Source organism: Oceanobacillus kimchii X50 (assembly GCF_000340475.1).
Lineage (GTDB): Bacteria > Bacillota > Bacilli > Bacillales > Amphibacillaceae > Oceanobacillus > Oceanobacillus kimchii.
Window position 1 is genome coordinate 43,287 of record NZ_CM001792.1, and the last position, 24,786, is coordinate 68,072.

The 24,786-nt window shown below is 35.5% G+C and carries 41 protein-coding genes; 35 read left to right on the forward strand and 6 right to left on the reverse strand.

What is annotated here, in order from left to right; all coding sequences use genetic code 11:
• Positions 1-31 precede the first annotated feature (31 nt).
• From C794_RS00250 to rpsI, 13 genes are all read left to right on the forward strand, one after another.
• Positions 32-679, forward strand: a complete 648-nt coding sequence (locus C794_RS00250; protein ID WP_011064543.1) for an adenylate kinase — start codon at positions 32-34, stop codon at positions 677-679.
• 461 nt (positions 680-1,140) lie between these two features.
• On the forward strand, positions 1,141-1,359 hold the full coding sequence (gene infA / locus C794_RS00255; protein ID WP_010652072.1) for a translation initiation factor IF-1: 219 nt from the start codon (positions 1,141-1,143) through the stop codon (positions 1,357-1,359).
• A gap of 31 nt (positions 1,360-1,390) precedes the next feature.
• Positions 1,391-1,504, forward strand: coding sequence for a 50S ribosomal protein L36 (rpmJ, locus tag C794_RS00260; protein WP_010095733.1), 114 nt, complete (start codon positions 1,391-1,393; stop codon positions 1,502-1,504).
• 23 nt (positions 1,505-1,527) lie between these two features.
• Positions 1,528-1,893, forward strand: coding sequence for a 30S ribosomal protein S13 (gene rpsM / locus C794_RS00265; RefSeq protein WP_017795136.1), 366 nt, complete (start codon positions 1,528-1,530; stop codon positions 1,891-1,893).
• A gap of 21 nt (positions 1,894-1,914) precedes the next feature.
• The gene (gene rpsK, locus C794_RS00270; protein ID WP_017795137.1) at positions 1,915-2,304 is read left to right on the forward strand and encodes a 30S ribosomal protein S11; all 390 of its coding nucleotides are present in this window, start codon (positions 1,915-1,917) and stop codon (positions 2,302-2,304) included.
• A gap of 208 nt (positions 2,305-2,512) precedes the next feature.
• Positions 2,513-3,457, forward strand: coding sequence for a DNA-directed RNA polymerase subunit alpha (locus C794_RS00275; RefSeq protein ID WP_017795138.1), 945 nt, complete (start codon positions 2,513-2,515; stop codon positions 3,455-3,457).
• Positions 3,458-3,502: 45 nt separating this feature from the next.
• Complete coding sequence (rplQ, locus tag C794_RS00280) at positions 3,503-3,856, forward strand: 50S ribosomal protein L17 (protein ID WP_017795139.1); 354 nt, start codon at positions 3,503-3,505, stop codon at positions 3,854-3,856.
• 410 nt (positions 3,857-4,266) lie between these two features.
• The gene (locus C794_RS00285; protein WP_017795140.1) at positions 4,267-5,106 is read left to right on the forward strand and encodes an energy-coupling factor ABC transporter ATP-binding protein; all 840 of its coding nucleotides are present in this window, start codon (positions 4,267-4,269) and stop codon (positions 5,104-5,106) included.
• Positions 5,082-5,951, forward strand: coding sequence for an energy-coupling factor ABC transporter ATP-binding protein (locus tag C794_RS00290; protein WP_017795141.1), 870 nt, complete (start codon positions 5,082-5,084; stop codon positions 5,949-5,951). The genes C794_RS00285 and C794_RS00290 overlap by 25 nt, the downstream gene beginning before the upstream one ends.
• Complete coding sequence (locus C794_RS00295) at positions 5,944-6,741, forward strand: energy-coupling factor transporter transmembrane component T family protein (RefSeq protein ID WP_017795142.1); 798 nt, start codon at positions 5,944-5,946, stop codon at positions 6,739-6,741. The genes C794_RS00290 and C794_RS00295 overlap by 8 nt, the downstream gene beginning before the upstream one ends.
• Before the next feature lie 26 nt (positions 6,742-6,767).
• Positions 6,768-7,529 carry a tRNA pseudouridine(38-40) synthase TruA gene (gene truA / locus C794_RS00300; RefSeq protein WP_017795143.1) on the forward strand — a complete coding sequence of 254 codons (762 nt, stop codon included), beginning with the start codon at positions 6,768-6,770 and terminating at the stop codon, positions 7,527-7,529.
• 163 nt (positions 7,530-7,692) lie between these two features.
• Positions 7,693-8,130: a 50S ribosomal protein L13 gene (gene rplM / locus C794_RS00305; protein ID WP_017795144.1), complete on the forward strand. Its 438-nt coding sequence runs from the start codon at positions 7,693-7,695 to the stop codon at positions 8,128-8,130.
• 19 nt (positions 8,131-8,149) lie between these two features.
• A complete protein-coding gene (gene rpsI, locus C794_RS00310; protein WP_017795145.1) occupies positions 8,150-8,542 on the forward strand; it encodes a 30S ribosomal protein S9 in 393 nt (130 codons plus the stop codon).
• Between the two features lie 148 nt (positions 8,543-8,690).
• Here the strand turns inward: rpsI and C794_RS00315 are convergent, their stop codons facing one another.
• The 5 genes from C794_RS00315 to C794_RS00335 all read right to left on the reverse strand — a co-directional run bounded on the left by C794_RS00315 (position 8,691) and on the right by C794_RS00335 (position 11,904).
• Positions 8,691-9,713: a tyrosine-type recombinase/integrase gene (locus C794_RS00315; protein ID WP_017795146.1), complete on the reverse strand. Its 1,023-nt coding sequence runs from the start codon at positions 9,711-9,713 to the stop codon at positions 8,691-8,693.
• A 14-nt stretch (positions 9,714-9,727) separates the two neighbouring features.
• Positions 9,728-10,213 carry an ImmA/IrrE family metallo-endopeptidase gene (locus tag C794_RS19455; RefSeq protein ID WP_017795147.1) on the reverse strand — a complete coding sequence of 162 codons (486 nt, stop codon included), beginning with the start codon at positions 10,211-10,213 and terminating at the stop codon, positions 9,728-9,730.
• A gap of 245 nt (positions 10,214-10,458) precedes the next feature.
• Entirely contained in the window at positions 10,459-10,653 is a 195-nt protein-coding gene (locus C794_RS20905) for a DUF6007 family protein (protein ID WP_017795148.1), read from the reverse strand.
• Positions 10,654-10,675: 22 nt separating this feature from the next.
• A complete protein-coding gene (locus C794_RS00330) occupies positions 10,676-11,365 on the reverse strand; it encodes a hypothetical protein (protein ID WP_017795149.1) in 690 nt (229 codons plus the stop codon).
• A gap of 191 nt (positions 11,366-11,556) precedes the next feature.
• The gene (locus C794_RS00335) at positions 11,557-11,904 is read right to left on the reverse strand and encodes a helix-turn-helix domain-containing protein (RefSeq protein ID WP_017795150.1); all 348 of its coding nucleotides are present in this window, start codon (positions 11,902-11,904) and stop codon (positions 11,557-11,559) included.
• A gap of 151 nt (positions 11,905-12,055) precedes the next feature.
• Between C794_RS00335 and C794_RS00340 the strand changes: the two genes are divergently transcribed.
• Complete coding sequence (locus C794_RS00340) at positions 12,056-12,283, forward strand: helix-turn-helix transcriptional regulator (protein WP_017795151.1); 228 nt, start codon at positions 12,056-12,058, stop codon at positions 12,281-12,283.
• Positions 12,284-12,484, forward strand: a complete 201-nt coding sequence (locus C794_RS19460; protein ID WP_017795152.1) for a hypothetical protein — start codon at positions 12,284-12,286, stop codon at positions 12,482-12,484.
• On the opposite strand, the gene C794_RS00350 is transcribed toward C794_RS19460, so the two are convergent.
• The gene (locus C794_RS00350) at positions 12,481-12,756 is read right to left on the reverse strand and encodes a hypothetical protein (protein WP_017795153.1); all 276 of its coding nucleotides are present in this window, start codon (positions 12,754-12,756) and stop codon (positions 12,481-12,483) included. The two genes, C794_RS19460 and C794_RS00350, sit on opposite strands and share 4 nt — an antisense overlap.
• Positions 12,757-12,996: 240 nt before the next feature.
• On the opposite strand from C794_RS00350, the gene C794_RS19465 reads away from it, so the two are divergent.
• The 20 genes from C794_RS19465 to C794_RS00460 all read left to right on the forward strand — a co-directional run bounded on the left by C794_RS19465 (position 12,997) and on the right by C794_RS00460 (position 24,781).
• Positions 12,997-13,341, forward strand: coding sequence for a helix-turn-helix domain-containing protein (locus C794_RS19465; protein WP_017795154.1), 345 nt, complete (start codon positions 12,997-12,999; stop codon positions 13,339-13,341).
• A 77-nt stretch (positions 13,342-13,418) separates the two neighbouring features.
• Positions 13,419-13,613 (forward strand): hypothetical protein, encoded by a 195-nt coding sequence (locus C794_RS00360; protein ID WP_017795155.1) that lies wholly within the window; start codon positions 13,419-13,421, stop codon positions 13,611-13,613.
• 3 nt (positions 13,614-13,616) lie between these two features.
• Positions 13,617-13,874 (forward strand): hypothetical protein, encoded by a 258-nt coding sequence (locus tag C794_RS00365; RefSeq protein WP_017795156.1) that lies wholly within the window; start codon positions 13,617-13,619, stop codon positions 13,872-13,874.
• On the forward strand, positions 13,871-13,999 hold the full coding sequence (locus C794_RS21120; protein WP_017795157.1) for a hypothetical protein: 129 nt from the start codon (positions 13,871-13,873) through the stop codon (positions 13,997-13,999). The genes C794_RS00365 and C794_RS21120 overlap by 4 nt, the downstream gene beginning before the upstream one ends.
• A gap of 10 nt (positions 14,000-14,009) precedes the next feature.
• A complete protein-coding gene (locus C794_RS00375) occupies positions 14,010-14,225 on the forward strand; it encodes a hypothetical protein (protein ID WP_017795158.1) in 216 nt (71 codons plus the stop codon).
• 89 nt (positions 14,226-14,314) lie between these two features.
• Positions 14,315-15,247: a YqaJ viral recombinase family nuclease gene (locus C794_RS00380; protein ID WP_017795159.1), complete on the forward strand. Its 933-nt coding sequence runs from the start codon at positions 14,315-14,317 to the stop codon at positions 15,245-15,247.
• Between the two features lies 1 nt (position 15,248).
• On the forward strand, positions 15,249-16,040 hold the full coding sequence (locus C794_RS00385) for a recombinase RecT (protein WP_017795160.1): 792 nt from the start codon (positions 15,249-15,251) through the stop codon (positions 16,038-16,040).
• A 166-nt stretch (positions 16,041-16,206) separates the two neighbouring features.
• Positions 16,207-17,127, forward strand: a complete 921-nt coding sequence (locus C794_RS20075; protein ID WP_017795162.1) for a DnaD domain-containing protein — start codon at positions 16,207-16,209, stop codon at positions 17,125-17,127.
• On the forward strand, positions 17,124-17,387 hold the full coding sequence (locus tag C794_RS00400; protein WP_017795163.1) for a hypothetical protein: 264 nt from the start codon (positions 17,124-17,126) through the stop codon (positions 17,385-17,387). The genes C794_RS20075 and C794_RS00400 overlap by 4 nt, the downstream gene beginning before the upstream one ends.
• A complete protein-coding gene (locus C794_RS00405; protein ID WP_017795164.1) occupies positions 17,384-17,584 on the forward strand; it encodes a hypothetical protein in 201 nt (66 codons plus the stop codon). The genes C794_RS00400 and C794_RS00405 overlap by 4 nt, the downstream gene beginning before the upstream one ends.
• Positions 17,585-17,599: 15 nt before the next feature.
• On the forward strand, positions 17,600-18,100 hold the full coding sequence (locus C794_RS00410; RefSeq protein ID WP_017795165.1) for a Holliday junction resolvase RecU: 501 nt from the start codon (positions 17,600-17,602) through the stop codon (positions 18,098-18,100).
• A 12-nt stretch (positions 18,101-18,112) separates the two neighbouring features.
• Complete coding sequence (locus C794_RS20580; RefSeq protein ID WP_017795166.1) at positions 18,113-18,271, forward strand: hypothetical protein; 159 nt, start codon at positions 18,113-18,115, stop codon at positions 18,269-18,271.
• Between the two features lies 1 nt (position 18,272).
• Positions 18,273-18,434, forward strand: a complete 162-nt coding sequence (locus tag C794_RS20585) for a hypothetical protein (protein ID WP_017795167.1) — start codon at positions 18,273-18,275, stop codon at positions 18,432-18,434.
• A gap of 40 nt (positions 18,435-18,474) precedes the next feature.
• Positions 18,475-18,669, forward strand: a complete 195-nt coding sequence (locus C794_RS00425) for an XtrA/YqaO family protein (protein WP_017795168.1) — start codon at positions 18,475-18,477, stop codon at positions 18,667-18,669.
• 192 nt (positions 18,670-18,861) lie between these two features.
• Positions 18,862-20,193 (forward strand): RNA-directed DNA polymerase, encoded by a 1,332-nt coding sequence (locus C794_RS00430; RefSeq protein WP_017795169.1) that lies wholly within the window; start codon positions 18,862-18,864, stop codon positions 20,191-20,193.
• Positions 20,194-20,398: 205 nt separating this feature from the next.
• Positions 20,399-21,079 carry a hypothetical protein gene (locus C794_RS00435; RefSeq protein ID WP_017795170.1) on the forward strand — a complete coding sequence of 227 codons (681 nt, stop codon included), beginning with the start codon at positions 20,399-20,401 and terminating at the stop codon, positions 21,077-21,079.
• A gap of 53 nt (positions 21,080-21,132) precedes the next feature.
• Positions 21,133-21,621 carry a sigma-70 family RNA polymerase sigma factor gene (locus C794_RS00440; protein ID WP_017795171.1) on the forward strand — a complete coding sequence of 163 codons (489 nt, stop codon included), beginning with the start codon at positions 21,133-21,135 and terminating at the stop codon, positions 21,619-21,621.
• Between the two features lie 660 nt (positions 21,622-22,281).
• Positions 22,282-22,686, forward strand: a complete 405-nt coding sequence (locus C794_RS00450; RefSeq protein WP_017795173.1) for a hypothetical protein — start codon at positions 22,282-22,284, stop codon at positions 22,684-22,686.
• 69 nt (positions 22,687-22,755) lie between these two features.
• Positions 22,756-23,523 (forward strand): phage terminase small subunit, encoded by a 768-nt coding sequence (gene terS, locus C794_RS00455; RefSeq protein ID WP_017795174.1) that lies wholly within the window; start codon positions 22,756-22,758, stop codon positions 23,521-23,523.
• A complete protein-coding gene (locus C794_RS00460) occupies positions 23,504-24,781 on the forward strand; it encodes a PBSX family phage terminase large subunit (protein ID WP_017795175.1) in 1,278 nt (425 codons plus the stop codon). The genes terS and C794_RS00460 overlap by 20 nt, the downstream gene beginning before the upstream one ends.
• Positions 24,782-24,786 lie beyond the last annotated feature (5 nt).

The following is a 24,786-nucleotide window of genomic DNA, read 5'->3' on the forward strand; positions in this document are numbered from 1 at the left end:
TGAAGAAGCCAACAAAAGCGAGGGGAAGCAATTGAATTTGATTTTGATGGGCTTACCTGGTGCTGGTAAAGGCACACAGGCTGCAAAAATTAATGAAAAATATAACATCCCTCATATTTCAACAGGAGATATGTTCCGATTAGCTATTAAAGAGGGCACTGAACTCGGTAAAAAAGCAAAGGAATTTATGGATCAAGGTGATCTTGTTCCAGATGAAGTTACTGTTGGGATTGTTAAGGAACGCCTAGCGATGGACGATTGTGCAAATGGTTTCCTTTTAGATGGATTCCCTCGCACAACTCGACAAGCAGAAGAATTACAAAATCTACTGTCTGACCTAGGTAAGTCAATAGATTATGTCATCCATGTGGATGTACCAGAAGAAAAATTGGTAGAGCGTTTAACTGGACGGAGAATTTGTCCGACTTGCGGAACAGCTTATCATGTGGTGTATAACCCTCCTAAAGAGGAAGGCATCTGTGATAAAGATGGCTCCCAGTTAATTCAGCGAGATGATGACCAACCAGAAACAGTTAAAAACCGTTTAGCTGTTAATATAGAGCAAACACAACCATTACTTGATTTTTATCAAGATAAAGGTTATCTTGTGAAAGTAAACGGAGATCGAGATATCAATGTTGTTTTCCAAGATATTGAATCCATTTTAGAGAAAAAATAATTCACTTATTATCTACTATTCAGTTTAGATGCATTTCTAGTACTGAAAAGTTATAATGAAATAAGTAATGTGTATTGCTTAGGAAGTAGTAACAGAAATGATTGGTTATTCAACCTTGATATAAATACTAACGATTGCCTAAGTGATGGTTAGCGCTGATATACGATGACAAATCGATTCCGAGTAGGGTCAGTTTGTGCGTATGAAGCAGGAACTGGCTTTAGGTCAGTACACAATTCATTTTATGATTGTGAACGACCGGTTTGTCCTGCTGCTGGCCGACGGGGATAGCGTGAAGTCGATCGACCATATAAAGAAGATGGAGCAGCACAGAGTAACTTGCTGTGTTTCCCCGTGAAACCATACAGCCTTCTAGAAACTGGTCGTGTCACAAATAGGAAGTTACGGTTTGTCCTAATGTAGATAAGGTTGTGACTGATTTGAAGAAGGGAGATCACACGATGGCGAAAGATGATGTTATTGAAGTAGAAGGTACAGTAACAGATACATTGCCAAATGCGATGTTTAAAGTAGAGCTTGAGAATGGCCATACAGTTTTGGCGCATGTATCTGGTAAAATCCGTATGCACTTTATTCGCATTTTACCAGGCGATAAAGTAACGGTTGAACTTTCTCCGTATGATTTAACCAGAGGACGAATTACGTACCGTTATAAATAAACGAGCTCCGATATAAAAGGAGGTAATGATGATGAAGGTAAGAGCATCAGTAAAACCAATTTGCGAGAAATGCAAAGTCATCAAACGCAAAGGTAAAGTAATGGTGATTTGTGAAAATCCGAAACACAAGCAAAAACAAGGCTAATAAACAGGAGGTGCTACTAAGCTATGGCACGTATTGCAGGTATTGATATTCCACGTGATAAACGTGTAGTAATTTCTTTAACTTATATCTATGGAGTAGGAAAAACTACTGCACAACAAATCCTTAAAGAAGCAGGCGTTTCTGAGGACACTCGTGTACGTGACTTAACCGAAGATGAATTAGGTAGAATCCGTCAAGCAGTTGGTCAATACAACACTGAAGGTGATTTACGCCGTGAAGTGTCATTAAACATCAAACGTTTGATCGAAATCGGTTCTTATCGCGGAATTCGTCACCGTCGCGGATTACCAGTTCGTGGTCAAAAAACAAAGAACAACTCTCGTACTCGTAAAGGCCCACGTAAGACAATGGCTAACAAGAAAAAGTAATGTAAGGAGGTAAGCTAACGAATGGCACGTAAAACGAATACACGTAAACGTCGTGTGAAAAAGAATATAGAATCTGGTATTGCTCATATCCGTTCTACTTTTAACAATACAATTGTTACAATTACGGATACTCGCGGTAATGCTATTGGATGGAGTTCATCTGGTGCATTAGGTTTTAAAGGTTCAAAAAAATCAACTCCGTTCGCAGCTCAAATGGCAGCTGAAACAGCAGCTAAGTCTGCTATCGAAAACGGAATGAAAACTTTAGAAGTAACTGTTAAAGGCCCTGGTGCAGGACGTGAAGCTGCAATCCGTTCTTTACAGGCTGCTGGTCTAGAAGTTACAGCTATTGTTGATGTAACTCCAGTACCTCATAATGGTTGCCGCCCACCAAAACGTCGTCGTGTTTAATTATACCGTATAGAATTTGTCACCCTGTCTATAATGGATGATAGAGCTTAACGGTTTATAAGTTATATGGATTAAATTAACGACATCCGAGACAGATCGTACGAAAGAAATACAGGTAGCGCAGAAACGCCAACTGCCTTATTTGAGGAATTTCGGTTAGACCATATGTCTAGCCGGGGTTTCGACGTTTTAAAGGAGGGTTTATGGAATGATCGAAATCGAAAAGCCAAAGATTGAAACGGTTGAAATTAGCGAGAATGCTACATTTGGAAAATTCGTGGTTGAACCGCTTGAACGTGGATATGGTGCCACACTTGGAAACTCCTTGCGTCGTATCTTATTATCCTCACTGCCAGGTGCTGCTGTAACCACAGTACAAATTGATGGAGCTTTACATGAGTTTTCAACAGTTGAAGGTGTTGTAGAAGATGTTACAACAATTATCCTCAATCTTAAGAAACTAGCTCTAAAAATTTACTCTGAAGAACCAAAGACATTAGAAATTGATGTTCAAGGTGAAGGTGCTGTAACTGCTGCAGACTTAACATATGACAGTGATGTGGAAGTAATGAACCCGGATTTGCATATTGCAACGCTTAACAGCAAAGGCAATCTTCATATGAAGCTTATTGCAGAGCGAGGCCGTGGTTATCGTCCAGCAGAAGAGAACAAAAGTGATGATCAACCAATCGGTGTCATTCCGATCGACTCCATCTTCACACCTGTTTCGCGCGTGACTTATCAAGTGGAAAACACTCGTGTAGGTCAAGTGGCAAACTATGATAAATTAACATTGGATGTATCTACGGATGGAAGCATTCGTCCTGAAGAAGCTGTTTCTTTAGGTGCCAAAATCATCACAGAACATCTTAATATTTTTGTAGGTTTAACAGATGAAGCACAAAATGCCGAAATCATGGTGGAAAAAGAAGAGGATCAAAAAGAGAAGGTTATGGAAATGACCATCGAAGAACTTGATCTATCTGTTAGATCTTACAACTGCTTGAAACGTGCTGGAATCAACACGGTTCAAGAACTTGCGAATAAGTCAGAAGAAGATATGATGAAAGTTCGTAATTTAGGACGTAAATCTTTAGAAGAAGTAAAAGTAAAATTAGAAGACCTAGGATTAGGTCTACGAGATGATGACTGATCCAACCAGTCACCTTTAGAGTTTCGAAAAAGGGAGGGATAGTCCGTGGCTAGAAAGTTAGGACGTAAAACAGACAGTCGTATGGCTCTTCTTCGCAACCTTGCATCTGATTTGATTATTCATGAACGGATTGAAACAACAGAAGCAAAAGCGAAAGAGTTAAAATCGGTTGTAGAAAAAATGATTACGCTAGGAAAACGTGGCGATTTACATGCTCGTCGTCAAGCTGCAGCATTCTTATACAACAAAGAAGCTGATGAAGACAACAACGTTATTCAAAAGTTATTTGATGATGTTGCTGCACGCTATGAAGATAGACAAGGTGGATACACACGCGTTCTTAAACTTAATGAACGCCAAGGCGATGGCGCTAAAATGGCAATCATCGAATTGGTTTAATCTACTCTACATGCGGCAAGGGGCAGGACTCAATCTCTCTCAGAGGTTAATCCAAGCCCTTTTTTTGTAGATATAATTATGTGATTTACAATTAGTATTTTTTAAATAAGCTCTAACAACCATTTCGAAGGAAGAACTAAGCTGTTTCTACATAGAATCTTTATTTTTTCTATTACCCATTATATCGACTGGACTTTTACAAGTAGAGTTATATAATAAATCGAAGCTTAATCAATAGGAACAAATGAATTTTGATGGCTGTTTGAACTACGCTAAGCTTTTCATTACTAACCCCAAATGTGTCATTCCACAGATTAATCCCCCGATGTTATAATAATTACCGGACGCATAGTAGTGCTAGTTGAGTAAAGGCATCATACGGTTGCTGAGGTATTAGAGGAGGCTTATAGATGAGTCATAAAATAGTAGAGTTTAGAAATGTGTCGTTTCGTTATGACGAAGAAGGACCATGGGTATTAAAGAATTGCTCTTTTGAAATTTATGAAGATGAATGGCTAGCTATTATTGGCCATAATGGTTCTGGGAAATCGACGATCGCGAAGCTTTTAAATGGATTGCTATTCCCACAAGAAGGGGAAATTTATATAGACGGTACTAAAGTAGATGAAAATTCGATATGGGACATTCGAAAAGAAGTTGGTATGGTGTTTCAAAATCCTGAAAACCAGTTTGTTGGTGCAACTGTTCAAGACGATGTTGCTTTTGGGATGGAGAATCGGGGAATTCCAAGAGAAATCATGAAAAAGAGAATCGATGAAACCTTACAAGCTGTTCGTATGCAAGATTATCTGCTAACGGAGCCTCATCGTTTATCGGGTGGACAAAAACAGCGTGTCGCTATTGCAAGTGTATTAGCTATTTCACCCAAGATACTAATATTAGATGAAGCGACCGCAATGCTAGATCCAATAGGCAGAAAAGAAATTATGCAGACCGTAAACTCGATTCAAGATTCACAAGGATTGTCGTTGATTACAATTACACATGATTTACAAGAAATAACTCGAGCTGATCGTGTAATTGTTATGAATAATGGAGAACGATGGGATGAGACAACTCCAAGCCAACTATTCAAAAGAAAAGAAGCGCTTCGGGAAATCGGATTGGATGTTCCTTTTGTGGCGCATTTAAGCGATGCATTCCGTAGCAACGGAGTCGCAATTGAAAATTCACCGTTAAGTCATGAGGAACTGTTGGAGGAACTATGGACATATCATTCAAGAATGTAAGCTATATATATCAAGAAAATACACCTTTTGAACATCGAGCTATAGAGGATTTAAACTTTACCATCGAATCTGGCTCCTTTGTAGCTATTATTGGACATACAGGTTCAGGTAAATCTACACTGATACAACATTTGAATGGTTTAACCATTCCGTCTCGTGGCGAAGTGCGGGTCGGAGATTTTGTTCTTAACCAAGAAGGAAAACCAAAAGATATCCGAAATCTACGCAGTAAAGTAGGAGTCGTTTTTCAATATCCCGAGCATCAACTGTTTGAAGAGACGGTATATAAGGATATTGCGTTTGGTCCACAAAACTTTGGTGTAAACGAACAAGAAATCAAGAAACGTATTGCTTCAATATTGCCTTCGGTGGGCTTACCTGATTCGGTGCTAGAACGGTCCCCATTTGATTTAAGTGGTGGGCAGAAGCGTCGTGTTGCCATTGCAGGAGTACTGGCGATGAAACCAAAAGTATTAGTATTGGACGAACCAACTGCAGGTTTAGATCCACGTGGACAGAAAGAAATGATGAACATGTTCAATGACATACATCAGAAGCAAAATTTAACAACAATATTCGTTACACACAATATGGAAGATGCGCTCAAGTATGCGGATAAAGTAATAATCCTGAATAAAGGGAAGAAATTTATGGAGGGAAAACCTCTTGAAGTGCTGAGACAAAGGGAAAATCTTCAACAAGTTCAATTGGACACCCCAGAAGTTATTGACTTTATAGATAAATATAATCATCGTTTTAATGATAATCTTGTATATCAAAACGAATCTATTGTAGATATAGCTGCAGAGATGAAGCGGAGATTGGAAGGTGGCCGACATGAATAATGCTTTAATTATCGGTCAATACGTTCCAGGAAACTCCATCGTACATCGTTTAGATCCACGTACGAAAATAACGATCGTATTCTTTTTCGTTTTTATCGTTTTTTTCGCCAATAATGTTCCGAGCTATAGTTTATTAACTGCGTTTGCACTTTTATGTATGTTTTCTTCACGAGTGCCAATACGATTTGTCGCAAAAGGATTAATACCAGTTTGGTTTTTAATTGTTTTTACATTTATTCTACACTTATTCGTGACAAAGGAAGGTACATTACTTTTAGACTTTTGGTTTATAGAAATCTATTCAGGCGGGCTTATTCAAGGTTTTGCGATTTCATTGCGTTTCTTTCTGTTGATATTAGTAACGTCACTATTAACGCTAACGACAACACCTATAGAGATTACAGATGCTGTAGAGGATATGCTTCATCCTTTAAAAAAGGTAAAGTTCCCCGTACATGAACTAGCATTAATGATGTCTATTTCATTGCGTTTTATTCCGACATTAATGCAAGAGACAGATAAAATCTCTCGCGCACAAGCATCACGCGGTGTTGATTTTCGTACAGGTCCGATTAAAGATCGTGTGATGGCGGTCATTCCATTACTGGTTCCGCTATTTGTAAGTGCATTTAAACGTGCAGAAGATCTGGCAATGGCTATGGAAGCGCGTGGATATCAAGGAGGAGAAGGGCGCAGTAAATTACGTGAACTAAAAATTGGACCAAGGGATATCGGTATTATGGTTGGATTTGCAGTTATCGTAATTACTTTATTCATAATAAGAATGTAGTCTGGGAAAGAAAGAGGTTGAAGGAAGTGGAAAGATTAAAATGCACGGTATCGTATGATGGATCTGATTTTGCTGGATTTCAAGTTCAGCCAGACCATAGAACGGTACAAGGTGTTGTAGAAAAAGCGTTGTACAACATGCATAAAGGTAAATCAATACGAATTCAAGCGTCCGGTAGAACGGACACGGGTGTTCATGCTGTTGGACAAGTAATTCACTTCGACAGCCCACTGGAAATCCCTGAACGAAATTGGAAGCAAGCATTAAATACATTACTACCGGATGATGTGCGAATTCGAAAGGTAGAAAAGAAAACAGAAGAATTCCATGCTCGGTATAGTGTGAAAGAAAAAGAATATCACTATTTTGTCTCTAATGAAGAAGATCCTGATGTGTTCCGGAGAGAGTATGTTTACCACGAACCTAGAAAACTGGATTTTGAACGAATGCAAGAAGCTTGTAAATATCTAGAAGGGACACATGATTTTACGAGTTTTTCTTCAGCCAAATCATCGGTGAAAGGGACAAAGATTCGTACGTTATATCATGTTTCCTGTCACCAAACAGGATCTAATATTGAATTTGTTTTTCGAGGAAGCGGCTTTTTATATAATATGGTACGCATTATGATGAGTGTCCTATTAGATGTGGGAAAAGGAAAACGAAATCCAAAAGATATTATCGACTTATTAGCGAGTAAAAATCGTCAACAAATAGGGAAAACATTAGCTCCACAAGGCTTGTATTTATGGAGGGTCTTCTATGAAGAAAATGGCAGTGAAAAGTAACAAATTATTTCACCGGCAGCTTGACTTTTACGGCTAGTCGTTATATTATGGTATATGGCATTTTATTTCTAAACCATGATTAGCCCCGGAATCTAATTATGTTAGAATATAAATATTGACAACGAATTTAAATGAATGATTGATATATGGAGGGAAAACTATCATGCGCACAACTTTCATGGCAAATGAAGCGAATATTGAACGCAAATGGCTTGTTGTGGATGCTGAAGGACAACGTCTTGGTCGTTTAGCAAGTGAAGTAGCATCTATCCTTCGTGGAAAGCATAAAGCTACTTACACACCACACGCTGACACAGGTGATAATGTCATCATTATTAATGCTGACAAAATCGAATTAACTGGTAACAAAATCAACGATAAAATGTACTATCGTCACTCTAACCACCCAGGTGGATTAAAAGAGCGTAACGCTAACGAAATGCGTACTAAATACCCAGAGCAAATGCTTGAAATCGCGGTTAAAGGTATGCTTCCAAAAGGACCTCTAGGACGTAAAATGGGCAAGAAATTGCACGTTTACAGAGGAGCAGAGCACAATCATCAAGCGCAAAAACCAGAAGTTTATGAGCTTCGCGGATAATTAAAGGGAGGTAAATGATTTGGCACAAGTACAATACTACGGCACTGGACGCCGTAAAAAGTCAACTGCCCGTGTACGTTTAGTACCAGGTACAGGTAATGTAACAATAAATGGTCGTGATGCACAAGACTATTTTCCATATGAAACTCAACTCTTAATCTTGAACCAACCATTAGCTGCTACAGAAACTCAAGGAACTTATGATGTTCTTGTAAATGTAGATGGCGGTGGATTCACTGGTCAAGCAGGTGCAATCCGTCACGGTATCGCACGTGCATTATTACAAGCAGATCCTGAGTATCGTTCAGCTCTTAAAGCAGAAGGATATCTTACTCGTGACGCTCGTATGAAAGAACGTAAAAAATACGGTCTTAAAAAAGCACGTCGTGCACCTCAGTTCTCAAAACGTTAAGTTTTTGGAATATCAGAAAACCCTCAACCCTTATGGTTGGGGGTTTTTACATTGTATAAAGTTTTTTAGAAATCGCTCAAAACGGGCATGTAATACACACACAATACACACGCAATACACAAATAGATATAAGAGAAAGCAGCCTTTCTCAAAGCATATCTATCGCTTTAAGTAGCTGCTTAACATCTTTGTGAGTATACACTTTATCTGTTACGTCTTTAGATGCATGTCCCATGATACGTTTTATAGACAATTTATTAGCATCGGCATTGTCCATTAATGTAGCAAATGTATGTCGGCAATCATGAGGTTTATGTTTCAACTCCAATTGCTCCATAATTCTTTTCCATTTATCTTGATAGTATGAATAATAGCTAACCTTATTTCCTTGTCCATTAACAATTAAATACTCATTATTTGAATCCATTCTTTTCTCAATTAATGAGTGTATTTTTTTATGGATTGGAATTAATCTATTTTTACCTGCAGAAGTTTTTATACCTCCTCGGAAAAAACGTTCGTCAAGATTAATATCTTTGTTTTTAATCTCTACAAGCTCTCCCGGTCTGATGCCGGAATAGATCATTATCAGAGCAGTATCTATATCATCTAATCGATCTAGGTTATCCCAGAGCAATTTAATTTCATCAATATTGAATGGTTTACGTGTGCTATTGGTGTTGTCTTTGGGTAACTCTACAAATTTAGAATAATCTCTATGTGTAAGATCATGTTCCATAGCATATTTATATAGTTGATTAAAAAGCACTTTTATTTTTCTTTTTGTACCATGCGATTTATCGCAGTTATCAATAACAGATTGTAAATGAGGCTTTTTTATTTCAATGAATTTCATATCATGCAGTGGCTCACATCGTTTATAAGATGCTTGATAACCAAGCACATTCGATCTTGATATTTTATGAAACTTAGCTTTTGAAAAGCGTTCATACACTTCTGCAAAAGTTATTTTTCCGGATGATAGATCATAAGGGTTGCTATTATAATCTGCTAAAGCCACCATTGCCTCTTGCCTACTTTTATAAAAACCGAGATACTCATATTTTTGCTTTCCTTCATTATTCCATCCGGTAGTTATTCTAACAGCAAAAGGTTTCCTTCTGTTCCCAGACAGCTTATATATAGAACCGTACCCATTTGGATTTCTCATCTAACAAAACCTCCTTAAACATAAGCAAGTGTTCTTCGTTTTTGCATGACTGCATTTTTTCTATTTTGATACATTTCAACTCTTCTTACAGAAAAACTATAGTCTACGTTAAATATGCGACTCACTTCTGCAGGTGTAACAGTGTGTAATTCATCCAACATGAAGGTTGGTACGCAAAAATAATACGTAAATGTGTTTGCTTGCCACTCTTGTAGTTGCACAAATTCATAAGGTAAGTTTTCTTGTCTACCTACATGCAAGCAGAGATGTCCTACTTCGTGTATCAAATTTAGCCATTTCTTAATTTCATTTGAATTTTCATTTAGAAAGATAATATATCTCCCTTTCTTTTTTACAAGTTCACTTTCGAACTCCCAATATTTAACCTTGATTCCTAGCCCCTTTGTGATTCTATCGATGTTTAAATCTTCGGGGTGATTAACTTGGAGTTTCATCAATAACTTTTGAGTAATTTTTTCAATTCTGGTAGTAGTAAGCATGATGTGACCCCGCTTTACGCGAATGTATGTTCTTTTTTTGATTAAAAAAATTTAGGTGATGCATCCTAAAAACCATGAAATCTCTTACGTTTAGATGAGCTTTATAGATTTTTCTATTTAAGAATTATTTAATTAATAACATACATAATACTAACCCTTATTCCAATACGGAACAAGGGTTAGTATTAGAAGTATTTGGATATATCTGAACGATTGTGATTTTATACAGTAACTCACTAATATTTTTATCTTTTAATAGAATCAACAATAATATGAAATACCATTGCCAAACCGAATGAAAAAAATATTACAATAATCACATTTAATAATATACTCCAAAAATTATAAGTAGGTAAATATGAAAATAACAAAAACATTGGGATTATAAATATTAGATCGAGCCATCCCATTCTTTTAAAAATGCTTTTTATATCAGTCAATTAAAACATCCTCTCACCGCCGTTACGAAAGCACTTTACAAGCTTTATCTTTTCCTCCATACTTATCTACCGCCGTTTGGAAAAGATATCTGCATGCATTGCCGCCAGCAAACCCTGCAGCTACACCAAAAGGTCCGGATACTAGAGCGCCAGCAGCTCCTGCAGCAGCAGCTACAGCAAGACAAGCTATGTAACTAGAAAAAATACAAGCCCATTTAAAAGCTGCTTTATTAATACCTGATGATGATAAGAGCTGGATACCATCATTTTCAGGGTGTCTATCCATGTAAGTTTCTTCCTTAACAACGTTTCCATATTTATCAACTTCCGAACTTAATATAAAGATATTACTCATATCATATAATTCAAAAGTAGCGTTTCCATTATCTTTCTCTGCCTGTACACTATAATACTTAATTTCGTTTCCCTCTAAGTAAAAATTATAATAACGGTTATTTTCAGTATTCTTAGCATTAATAAAACTAACGTTTTCACTTATAACTTTATAATTATTATCTAGCAAATTATCTCTTGTAATTCCTACATTACCCAATGCTTCATCTAGATTAGTTACTGTAGTTAAGTCAACTTCTTCTAGGTCATCGAAGTCTATTAAATCGTCATTTTGCTTAGTTGCCGCGCTGACATTTGGTAAAACTGTAGTAATACTCACTAACACAATCATAAAGGTAATAATAAGTTTTTTAAACATGAAAATCCTCCTAAATAGAAAATAATTTTTGTTACAAATGTCATGGTAAAGTAATATTTGTAATAAATCAATGCAATTTGTTTAATCATTAGAAATTTTGGTTATTTCTGACTATAATTTTATAACGTTTTTTGTCAGTTTATCTTTTCATAAAAAAGGTGCACAAAAATGTGCACCTAAAATGTATATTTTTAATCATCTTCTTTAAAAGCTTCCCATATCTTTTTAAGTCTACGTAGGTCTTCTTCTTTACTTTTAGGTAATTCTTTATACCATCTCTCTAAGTCTGGGTCATTTTTAAAAGCTTCAAATGCCTCATCCTCAGTTAAGTGAGGTTGATCGCTATGTCCTAAAAGATAATCAATAGTAACATTATAGAAGTTAGCTAACGCCTTAAGGATTTCATAGTCAGGTGTCCTAGTCCCTCTCTCATATGCTGTGTAAGCTGGTCTTGTTATTCCTATAATTTTCGAAATGTCTTCTTGGGTTTTTCTTTTGGATTTTCTAAGTTCAATTAATCTATTTTGAAAAGTGGCCATTACCTAACTCCCTCCTAAAACAATAATATAGTAACAAAACGTTACTTTAAATATTATGTAACAAATAGAAACTTTTTATTCTTTTTTTATTGACAAAGTAACTAAATGATACTATTATTTAATGTAACGAAACGAAACAGGAGGTGTAAATGTGCGTCAATGGCTAAAAGAAAAAAGGATAAGAAAAGGTCTGACTCAGTTTGAAGTTGCTAGAAAATCTGATATTGAAAGATCTTATTTTACAATGATAGAACAAGGAAGAAGAAACCCTAGTGTATTAGTTGCCAAAAAGATAGCATCTTCTTTGGATTTTGAGTGGACTCTTTTTTTTGATTATCAATGTAACGATTCGAAACATATCATTAAGGAGGTTATATAAATGAAAAAACGCATTGATCAATTAGAAAAGCGAATTAAAAAGCTGGAAAAGCAAATCGCCGAAAAATCGACGATAAGCTTTGATTCACCAAATCAAGAAACTGAATATTTATTCCCTGGTATGAGCTTTAAATATCCTCCAGTTTCAAAAGAAGAGTATATCAATGCATATAAAGAGTACGTCCGTAGATGTTCATCCTAATATCCGTATTCTTTTAGCGCATCATTTAGTGGTTCTTCGTTAGTTACACAATCTGATATTTCTGTAATAACAGTACGTTTATTCTGACAAATAGTCTCAATTTCAGCAAGAATCTTACCTATAGAAAGATCAGATTGAATCAATATAAGGTTTGGGAAAATTTGAAACCATGTTTTGGGACTAAGATGCTCAATTCTACTTCTTATAGCATTGTCTAATGATTCATTGTTTAAATCTTCTTCCCGAAAAGATATTAGATATTTTTTTAACAAATGTTACACCTCCTTCCTGTATAGATAATTCGACAGAAAAGGACAAAATTCCTATTAGGAGGTACAAATTTCAAGAAGTTATTTAACCCCTTAATCCACCAAGCTAAGGGGGCATGAAAGCAAACAGAAAACCAACTGAGGGGTCTGTAATTACATTATAACTTCACAACCTAAGAGTTACTGTGCAACCCCTGCATATATGACAAATGTGCAGACAATGCACAAGGGGGGTGAAATAGATTGCTAGGTTACAAGCAAGGTGAACTACAACTGGAAGAATTAAGCGATGAGGAAATAGGAAAACAGCTTAAAAAGATGAGAAAGCGCAAGGGTTGGAGTCAAGAAAAGTTGGGTTCAAAAATGCATCTATCTAGAAGTAATATCTCAAGAATGGAAAGTGGTAAGTTACCAATTCGCATCGCAGAGTTTAACAGATGGGTTAATCGAACAGGAGCGCACGATTTAGCGATGTCTGTACTGTTCAACATAGACCCTAATGTAGCGATTGAGATCTTATCAAATATAGTCAACACAGGAACAGGCATAGGAACCATCTTACTAAGTTTAGGAGGGATGATTATATGAAAGATGACGGAGTAGCTTATATCGGTATTATCATTTTGTTTTTCTTATTAATCAACCATTTATAGGAGGTCATTTAAGTGGAACTAAAGCAAGAACAAGAAACACTTAACGTTAAAGTATCTGATGCAGCTAAGGTTCTTGGGAAATCAGAGCAATTTGTAAGGGTTGGGTTACAAAGAAATATTTTACCTATTGGTACTGCTATTAAATTATCCAGTAGATGGACGTATCATATTTCACCAAAAAAATTAAGAGATTATGTAGGAGGATGACAAATGACAATAGCAGAGTTACTAAAACAATTAGAAGACGAAAAATACTGTTACAAGTATTGCAGGGAGCAAGAAGGAAAGGCATTAAAAGCAGGAGACCTACAAAGAGCAGTACTTTATTCAGAGAATGCAAATAGATCATTGAGAGAGATTAAGAGAATCGATTTTTCTATTAAATCTACGAAAGAAGCAGATAGTTTGTTAAGAGCAATATTTGCAGAAGAAAAACGCAGAGAAGAGATAGGAAAACGTTGGGTATGAGAAAGTGGATGATTAGTTTCTTCATAGGTGAACCGGATGAAACAACCGTACAGGATGAGAGAGCATTCTACGTCATTATGGCAATGCCACTTGTTATAGCAATAATCACAATCATTTTAATTTAGGAGGTATATCATGGATCATCCAATGATTGAGGAAATGGAACAAGCGGGTTATTTAAAGACGAGTCATCGCAGAGAAGAATATGGGGTGGATGGACTAGGAAATGAAGTTCTAACTGGTGAAGAGATTTTGATTTTTGCGGATGAGTTTTATTTAGTAGAGGTGTTAAGTGATGATGCAAAAGAAGTACTGGAACAACATGGAGCAGTATATAAAATTGCGCAATAAAAAAGCACCCATGGCAGTGGGTACTCTTTTAGGAACCATGAGCAAATTTCTAATTGGCTCCATTATAAAGGAATCGGGAGGTAGAAGCAATGGTTAAAAACACAATTGAAATGAGTAGGCAAGAATGGCTATTAGAACGTACCAAAGGAATAGGTGGGAGCGACGCTTCCATCATCCTTGGATTAAATAAATATAAAACGCCGTTTGAACTATGGATTGAAAAAACAGATGAATCACATTTAACGGATACTGCAGGTGAAGCTGCTTATTTTGGAGACCTTCTTGAAGACATGGTAGCGAAAGAATTTGAAATCCGTTCAGGAAAGAAAGTAAGAAGAAATAACTTCATGCTTCAGCATACAGATTATCCTTTCTTGATGGCTAATATTGATCGAAAAGTAGTTGGTGAAGATGCACTACTTGAATGTAAGACAGCAAGTACTTTTCTCACGAAAGAATGGGATAGCGAAGAAATACCGGAAGCTTATCTTGTACAAGTTCAGCATTATCTTGGTGTAACAGGTTATTCGAAAGCGTATATTGCTGTTCTTATAGGTGGGCAGAAATTTGTATGGAAAGAAATTGAACGTGATGAAGAACTAATTCAAATGATATTTGATGCAGAAATCCACTTCTGGAATTACCACGTTAAAGGAAATCGTCCTCCTGCTTTGGATGGTTCAAGTGCAGCTGAAAAATTTCTAAAAGAACGTTATGCAAACGTTGAACAAGGAAAATCTATCGACCTTGAGTCTAACTATAAAGAAAAAATTGATGATTTGCTTTCTATTAAAAATCAGATTAAAGAATTACAGAAAGTTGCTAAAGAAACGGAGAACAAAATTAAACATGAGTTGAAAGAAGCGGAAAGCGGATTTGTACAAAATTATCAAGTAGATTGGAAGCAATTTGAGCGTAAGAGTGTGGACTCCAAGCTTTTAAAGAGTAAATACCCTGACGTATATAATTCTGTACTAAAAACCTCTAATTATCGCAAATTTAATGTAAAGGAGCTTGGATAATATGGCAACGAATGACTCTCTTAAAAATCAACTCTCAAGTAAACAGGGTAATCAAAACACTCCATCAGGTTATACGATTAAACAATTGATGGGTGCAGATAGTGTAAAGAAGCGGTTTGAAGAAATGCTAGATTCAAAGGCATCACAGTTTATGGCAAGTGTCATTAATCTCGTAAATGGCGATACCAATTTACAAAAATGTGATCAAATGAGTGTTGTTTCAAGTGCAATGGTAGCTGCAACATTAGATTTACCAATTGATAGAAATTTAGGTTATGCATGGGTTATTCCTTATGGTAATCAAGCAACCTTTCAGCTTGGATATAAGGGTTATATACAGTTAGCGCTAAGAAGCGGACAATATCGAAATATTAATGTAATTGAGGTATATGAAGGGGAGCTCCAGTCTTTTAATCGATTAACGGAAGAGATTGAATTAGATTTTGAAAAAAGAACCTCGGATAAAGTGGTTGGTTATACTGGTTTTTTTGAATTAATTAATGGATTTCGAAAAACAGTCTACTGGAGTAAAGCAGAAATCGAAAGGCATAAAAATAAGTTTAGTAAATCTGATTTTGGTTGGAAAAATGATTGGGATGCAATGGCAAAGAAGACCGTTGTACGAAACATGTTAAACAAATGGGGCATCTTATCTATCGATATGCAAAAAGCATATGTAGAAGAAACAAAAGACCCTTCAGAGCCAAGTGGTGATGTTATTGATTTCAATTTGACCGAAGATGAATTAACTGCTGCTCAAGAACAATTTAGTGATGAGAAAGCTAATGAATAATCACACAAAAGTTTTGTTGCCTGCTTGGATATTCAAGCAGGCGCAAGATAAAAAAGACGCACAGAGGCTCATATTGGAATATATGAAACGATATCCAAATTACGTGGTGAAGAAGGTACAAGATAAAAAAGCTTACTGTGAAATACATCGATAAGGGGTGGTGGAAATGACAACTTGGTTTAAGGTTTATCGAGAAATCTTTGACTCTGATTTATGGCATGATGTAACGACGTTTCGTGTGTTCATTTATTTGATTGGTAAAGCCAGTTTTAAGGACGGATTTAAATATAAAGGAATTACGTTAGATAAAGGACAATACATTCGTTCTTATCGGAAACTAGCAGATGATCTTTCATATAAAGAAGGTCGTGGTTATAAAAAGTATTCACTTAATACCATTAAGCGTTGCGTCCAGAAGTTAGTTGACGCTGAAAGGCTAAACGTTAAAGAAACGGAATTAGGAACACTATTTACCATCCTTAACTATGCGAAATATCAAGACTTAGAGGATAGTAATGAATCTAAGGAGAACGCCGAAAGTGAAGAAGTAAGAACTAATAGTGAACGAAAGGAGAACGAAGATAGAACGAAGGGAGAACAATATCAAGAATTAAAGAACTTAAGAATTAAAGAATTATATACTACTACTCCTACTACAGATGCGATTCAATTTTATCAAAACAATTTTCCGGGAGAACCAAGTGCATTTGAAAGGGAATCTATGATGCAGTGGATAGAAGATTGTGGCGACGATCTAGTGATTGAAGCATTGAAGCGGTCGCTTGATAGAAATAAGCGAAATTGGGGTTATGCAAAAAGTATCTTGAATTCTTGGCACCATAAAAATATAAAAACAGTTGAACAAGCTAAAGCAGAAGAGGTTCAATTTCAAAATCAGAGGACCCATCAGCAAAGCAAGAAGCCATATCATCCGAGGCAACAATCTGCAGCAGTTGTTCCTGACTGGTTTAAGCAGAACAAGCATAAGCAAAAACAAGTAGGGCCAGAAGAAAAACAGGGAGAATCAGTGATAGATGTACAACAACGCTTGCAGGAATATTTGCAAGCTTCGGGAGGGAGTTCATGATCTTACTGCCACCAATTAAACGAATGAAGGTGAAAAAGCCGAAAGATGGACTTGTATATTGCCTAGAAGATATGAACCGAGTTTATTCAGAAAGCATCATCGAGGAAGTAACTCAACTTCATGACATGGGTTATTGCATCGAGGATATTGCAGGTCTATTTGATAGAGATGAGGATGAGATATTCATAGGATTATATGATCAAGCAAGAAAAGGTAATTTAAAGCGACCGATTTTTATACAGCCGAGGGAAAACATATGAAAAAAGAGGTCCTAAATGGTGCAATTTTAATCGTCGCTATGTTAATCACAACTTTAATGATTTTTGTATTAGCACCTAAAGAATCACCAGAAGAACCGGAGTTACGTGAATACGAATTAGATATGCCTACACAAAAGGAGATAGATCTCTATAAGAAGTTCTATAAAGATGCACCAAGTAAATTTAACGACTTATAGGAGGAATACAAGAGTATGATCTCACATGCAAATAGAGGAAAGTCTTTTGAACAAATCATCGAGTCATCAAATATGCAGTACCAGTTAAAGAAATGGGCAACAGTTCAAAAAGTACCTACACCTTGGAGGGTTATCCGTAGAGGAAAACAGATAGTAAGTGCACATCCGGAGAAAAAAAGCACAGTTGACTTTGTAGGGGTGGCAAACGGAAAGGCGATTGCGTTTGATGCTAAATCAACAAGAGAAACGACACGTTTTCCTCTTAGCAATATTGAAGAGCATCAAATGCGTTTTCTAAAGAACTATCAAAATCAAGGGGGTACATGCTTCGTATTAATCGAATTCGCAAAGTTAAACGAAACCTATTTTGTACCGTTTGATAGTGTATTAGATTACTGGAACAAAGCTATGACTGGCGGCCGCAAGAGTATTCCCTATAAAGATATGGGGGAGTTTCCGAGGGTCTTATCGGGTCGAGGAATTGCTTTAGATTATCTTGCAGCAGTCGGATTATAAGGGAGGGATAGTGTGAAAATGGTTGATGTACACGAGGATAGCATGAAAGCTTATGTGATAGGTCAGTTAAGACGATTTGGCTTCTTTGAAACAGAAGGAAAATCATTAAAAGAATTAAAAGTTAAATTAGCGATTTTAAGAGAAACCAGACTAGGAAATAAGGAGGAATAATGTGAGTGAATCAGAAAGTACGGTACTGCGTAAGAAAGAGCTAATTGAAAAACTAAAGAAGCTAGGAGTCCATTACACTAGTGATGGAAGAAAGCTAGAAGAAGTGTCACTATATACGCTAGAGTGGACGAATATACAAGCATTAAATCAAGCAGTAAAGTAACAAAAATCTATCAATGAGTAATTATCTTAGGAGGGCTAACATGAGATTAAAACAAATTCCATTTAAACAAGGGAAATTAAATGTCGATATAGAAAATAGGGATAAGCCATTTGTACTAGTTTATTCAAATGGTGAAGCGAAGTTATCCTATTTACCCGATCATGGAGAGACTAAGGTAATTACTCATCAAGGGAGGGTGAAAAGGATTAAATTTGATGAGGGGGAGGAGTTTTAAATTAGTATAGAAAGAATAATAGGTAAGGGGTATTTTCCAAAAGAAATCTCTCCAGAATTTACTAGTGAGTCTTTAAGTAGAAGTTTAGATGCTATAAACTATGGTGTTCTGACAAATGGTAAGAATGGTAATAAAAGGTGGACTAAAAGTGCAAATTTTTCAGTGCCTAAGATCACTCATTCTAGGAGGATTATGAATGTACCCACACCTTATCACCAAATTAAATTATCTGAGGCGATATTAGAACATCGAGATAAATTAGAAGAATTTTACAGTAATTCTATTATTAGTTTAACAAAGCCTATATTCAATGAAAACGCAGAGAGAGCAATCGAAAGAGAATTTCCTTTTAAAGAAAAAACCCTCAAAAGAATTGAAGGAATAGCGTGTAAAAAGTATATTCTTAAAACGGATATTTCTAGATATTATCCTACTATTTATACCCACAGTATACCTTGGGCTATGCACGGAAAAAGATTATCAAAAGATAGACAAACTGATTGCAGCTTATTGGGAAATAAACTAGATAAATTAATTAGAAATATGCAAGATGGTCAAACCTTGGGGATTCCAACAGGTCCTGATACTTCCTTAATCATTTCTGAAGTAATAGGCACTGCAATAGATAAAAGATTGCAGGAAATGGTTCCTAATATTAAAGGGTTTAGATATACAGACGATATTGAATTATATTTTGACACCCTCTCAGAAGCCGAAAATTGTCTTAACAAACTTCATAAGATAGTAAGGGAATTTGAATTAGAATTGAATCCTCATAAAACTGAGATAATTATGCTACCGGAAGCAATTGAACCAAGCTGGGTCCCTGAAATTAAACTTTATGACTTCAGAGATAGTGTAGAGGGTGAAAGAAATGATTTAATTAGTTTCTTCAGTAGAGCTTTTGAACTGGCAAAATTATATCCAAATGATGGAGTTTTGAAATATTCAGTACAAAGAATCCCCTCGTCTATAAAAGATGAAAATTGGTCGATTTTAGAATCATTATTACTCTCTTCGATAACAATTGATTCTACTACTCTTCCTATAGTAAGGTCAATATTATTTGAAAATGAACTTAGAGAATTACCATTAAACAAAGTTAGGATAGTAGATACTTTAGAAAAAATAATAAAGTTGAATATAGAATTAGGAAATGACTATGAGGTTTTATGGTCTTTATCTATTTGCAAACTATTAGATTTAAAAGTATCTGAAGGTATTTCTAAATTATTAAACGAATATGATAATCCTTTTATTTCTATTATGACTATGAACTTATATGAGAAAGGCTTTATTAACAATTTAGATTTATCTTTATATCAGTCACATCTAAATAAAAACAGTTTGTATGGCAGCAATTGGATTTTTTCGTATGAAGCTATAAGAAAAAATTGGTTTCATGTTAGTGAAAATTATGTTGAAGAGGATGAATTTTATTCGCAACTCTTAGAGGAAAACGTTACATTTTATGATGAACTTGAGTGGGGAAGTTTAGTCAATATTGATCCGTTTGATTATTGATAGTTTTACCAGCCAACTGGAGGACACTGATTGAAGTTAAATTGTCAGTTAGTGTCCTTTTCCAATAAATATGTTGAAATTATATATAAATCGCTAAAAAAATAGTTAATACATTAAAAAAGACTATTGATTGGGGTTTTTGGCTTACCTAGCGATTTTGATACGAAGGGCGGACTACGTGAACTTTTGAAGAGGAGGAGCAAGTTTGAAGTTATTGTTTGTTACTTTGTTTAATTTTTTTCTTTTAACTTTATCTACAGTTACTTTTCTAGAAAACACAGCGCCACTTAAAATTAAGATTACTAGTATTATAGTGGTAATAATATTAATAAATTTTCTATTGTTCATGGGGTATATCTTACTAAGCTATCTAGGAGATAAATTTATAAGGTTTGAAGAAAAGAGAAAATGGCGTAAATATACTTTATATAACTGGATGGGTGATGTTGGAAATGAAATTCATCTTTTTGATGATTTAAGTAAAATCAAGGATATAAATAATAAAACTATTCATGAGAATTTCTCTTTAATCAAAAAAAAGTTAAATGAGAAATATCCTGATAAAGAAAAATTAAATGAATTAAAAATATTATTAGAAGCAAGAAGTGAAAGTGATAAAATAAAAGTTATCAGAGGATTAGCCCAAACACTTGTTATTGCTGGATCAACACCTCTTATTGTAAATGTAATTACTGGTAATGTAACTGATACAGTAATTATGGTTCAGAACCTAATCTTCTTTATCCTATCTTGGTTTGGTATCTTATACCTTATAAAAGATTTAAATGGAGTTATTGATAGAAATAATTTACTTTTAAAAATTGTAAATAAGTTATTACTACAAGATGAAATACATCCTACTAGACAGCTAGAGGACACTGATTGACGTTAAATCGTCAGTTGGTGTCTTTTTTTATATTTTGAGAGGGGGCGGTAAATATGAATAGTCAAGCAATCGAAAATTGGGCAGATGAATTATTAGAGCAATACACTGAAGGGCGCAAGGATTTAGGTCGTATGAAAAAGGAATCTCCACAAGATGATGAACACAAGATCAACAGCATGATTGGTAGTATGACTTATTCTATGGACTGGATGGAGACAGGAAGGCAACCAGATTCATATAGGGGTGTAGATAAGCGTAATGCATACAGAATAAGCCAATATGAGGATATGGACATCATACCGGATATTAAAGAGGAATTAAGGAAAGAACGTGAACCATTGTATATGAGCCAAGAACAACGGACAACGCTATTAGAGTTATTTAGAAACTTTTCTGATAGAGAAAGACAATGTTATCTCATGTATCAAGCTGAAGGACTAAGTATGCAGAAAATAGCAGAAAGATTAGGGATAAGTAAGTGGACTGTTCGGACATACATTAATAGGGCTAAGGAAAAGGTGGAAGAAATTACAGCAGCGTGATATGTCGCACGTATGTCGCACAGAGTTTTTATAGATGAAAGGGTATAGAACACTAATCTAGTATAGAGCGTGTTCTTTGAAGACCTTACGGTCTTATAATATAAATATACTATATAAGGGAAAGTAACTCACACTTGAATCCCGGTTATAAAATAGTCTATAATTATCTAAAAATATCATTTGCGGTGGTTGAATGGACATATATACTTTAGTGGGGTTTTACGCGACAATAATTGGAACAGTAATAGGATTTTTTAGTTTAATTTATGCAATTTATATAAGTAAGACCGCGACAAAAATAAAAAATAATCTTATGTCGATGCATATACAAAATGAGTATAAAAAAAGTAAAAAATCTTTACTAACGTCGTTAAGTATAACTTATAAAATGGCTAAAGACGACAACATTATAGATCATTGGACAATTAACGAGGTTTTAATCGAGGTATACAATTATAGGAAAATCTTATCAAAAGATACTATTAAAACCATAAAAAAACTAGATAAAATAATAAATAATAACCTTTACAGTAAATTGTTTGAATTAAAAGGTGAGGGTCGTTATCAAAGACAAGTGGGAATATTGATTTATGAATTAATAAAGAAATTACAGACTGATTTTGATGAAAAAGAAAATTGGCTAGAGGTGATAACAAAGTGATGAATGAAATTGATGTGGAAAATTTTGTAAAAGAATTACAAGTGAAGACATCTAATAGTGAGATTCAATGGGAAGAAGCGTCTAATCATGAGAGGTATAAATATTTAGAGCGTACTCAAAACTTTAGTAAGATTAAAGAAATATATTTAAACAAGAATAAATCTAGGGATATCGTAGCAGTGGGTAAGTTTGAACGTCAAATTTATTACGAAGAAGAAAAATATTACTATGATGATATTTATTTCATATCTTTTACTAATGAAAAGATGGGGAGTCTAATTACATTTTCGGAGCAAAGTGATCTTGGAATGAGTTTTCAAGTGGAGCTGGGTAAATTGCATAGAATTGTCCAGATTCAAAGTAGCGGATTATCAAATAAATTAAAAAATTGGTTTGATGATTAAAATAATCTTAGCATCTCATATGAGGTGCTTTTTTCTATACCCAAAATCGGAGGTGGATGGTGAATGTAAATGAAATGGGATAATATTAAAAAAGAATGGGAAACCAGTAAGATTACTTTAAAAGATCTTGCTGCTAAATATGAGATAAAGCTAGGAACATTAAAGAGTAGAAAAAGTCGTGAAGGTTGGTCGAGGGAGGCAACTAAAAAGGATGCAACCAAAAGTAAAAAAGTTGCAACCAAAAAGAAGATCGGAGGACAACCGGGAAATAAAGGAAATCCTAATCCAACGCCTAAGTTTGCAAAACGCAACAGTTCAGCAGTCACGCATGGTCTATTTGCTAAATACCTACCTGATGAAACGATGGAAATAGTGAATGGAATGAACGATGTTTCTCCACTAGAAATATTATGGATGAACATACAAATGCAGTTTGCGTCGATTATGCGAGCTCAACAGATCATGTTTGTCCAAGATAAATATGAAATTACTAAAGAGGTAAAGAAAACCGAAACATCGGATGGAGAGAACTTCACAACTGAAAAGAATGAATGGGAGATACAATTCGCTTGGGATAAACAGGCGAATTTTTTAAATTCTCAAAGTCGAGCCATGGGTGAATTGAGAAGTATGCTTAAACAATTCTATGAGTTAGCTGAACATGACGATAAACGTCTGTTAGAAGTGGAACGCATGCAGACAGCTATTGATAAAACAAAGAAAGAGACGGAGTTTATCGAAGAACGTACGAAACTCCTCAAAGGACAGAAGAAAGATACTGGTTTGTTAGATGCATTAATTGAAGGGCGTAAGCGATATGAGCAAGCTAAAGATTGAGTTCTCGGATAAACAGCTAGAAACCATATATCGACCTTATGATTACACCATGGATGTGTTAGAAGGTACTCCAAGAAGCGGTAAAACGACTGCCGGTCATTTCCGTTATGCGGATTATCTAACAAATTCTAGAGATTCAAACCACTTAATTACTGCTTATAACCAAGAGCAGGCATTCCGTTTGTTTATTGATGGCGATGGAACTGGATTAATGCATATATTCGCTGATCTAGCAGAAATCAAACACGATGAACATGGGGATCATTTACAAGTTCATACTCCAAATGGAATTAAGCGTGTTTATTACAAAGGTGGAGCAAAGGCAAATAGCGTTGGTGCTATAACTGGTATGTCATTAGGTAGCGTTGTATTTTGTGAGATTAACCTACTTAATATGGGCATGATTCAAGAGTGTTTCAGACGTACTTTTGCAGCGCAGGACAGATATTTTTTAGCAGATTTAAACCCACCAGCGCCTAATCATCCTGTTATAAGTGAGGTATTCGATGTTCAAGACACTAGATTGACACACTGGACCATACAAGATAATCCGATAATTAGTGAAGAACGTAAACAAGAAATATTTGAAACACTAAGTAAGAACCCGTATTTACTTGATCGTGACTGGTATGGAAAAAGAGTGATGCCAGAAGGCGTTATTTACTCCATGTTTAACCCTGCCGAGCATGAAAAAGCTACATTACTTGGTAAACCCTATGAAATGTTTTTTGTTGCTGATGGTGGTCAATCGGATGCGACTTCCTACAGTTGTAATATAGTTACACTTTATGATGGGAAATTTCGCTTAAATAGGGTCGCAAATTACTATCATTCTGGTGCAGAGACGGGACAAGTTAAATCAATGAGCAAATATGCGAAAGAAATAAAGAAATTCGTCCAATGGTGTACCAATAAATATGAGATGCGCTTTTCTGACATGTTCGTTGACCCTGCTTGTAAATCGTTGCGAGAGGAACTACATGATATCCATATTGATACATCTAGGGCAGATAACAACGCATCGGACGCTAAGAAACAAGGAGGGGGAATTGAGGTAGGTATAGAGCGACTTCAAAACTCCATGACCAATGATCAATTTTTCTTGGTTGAAAATGACAAATATGATCATTACAACTTTATTAAAGAAATTGGAATGTACGTCCGAGACGACAATGGAAAGCCAATTGATGATTACAACCATGCTATGGACGAAGCACGATATGCGAACAATCACTTTTATCACAACTATGTATTGTAGGTGGT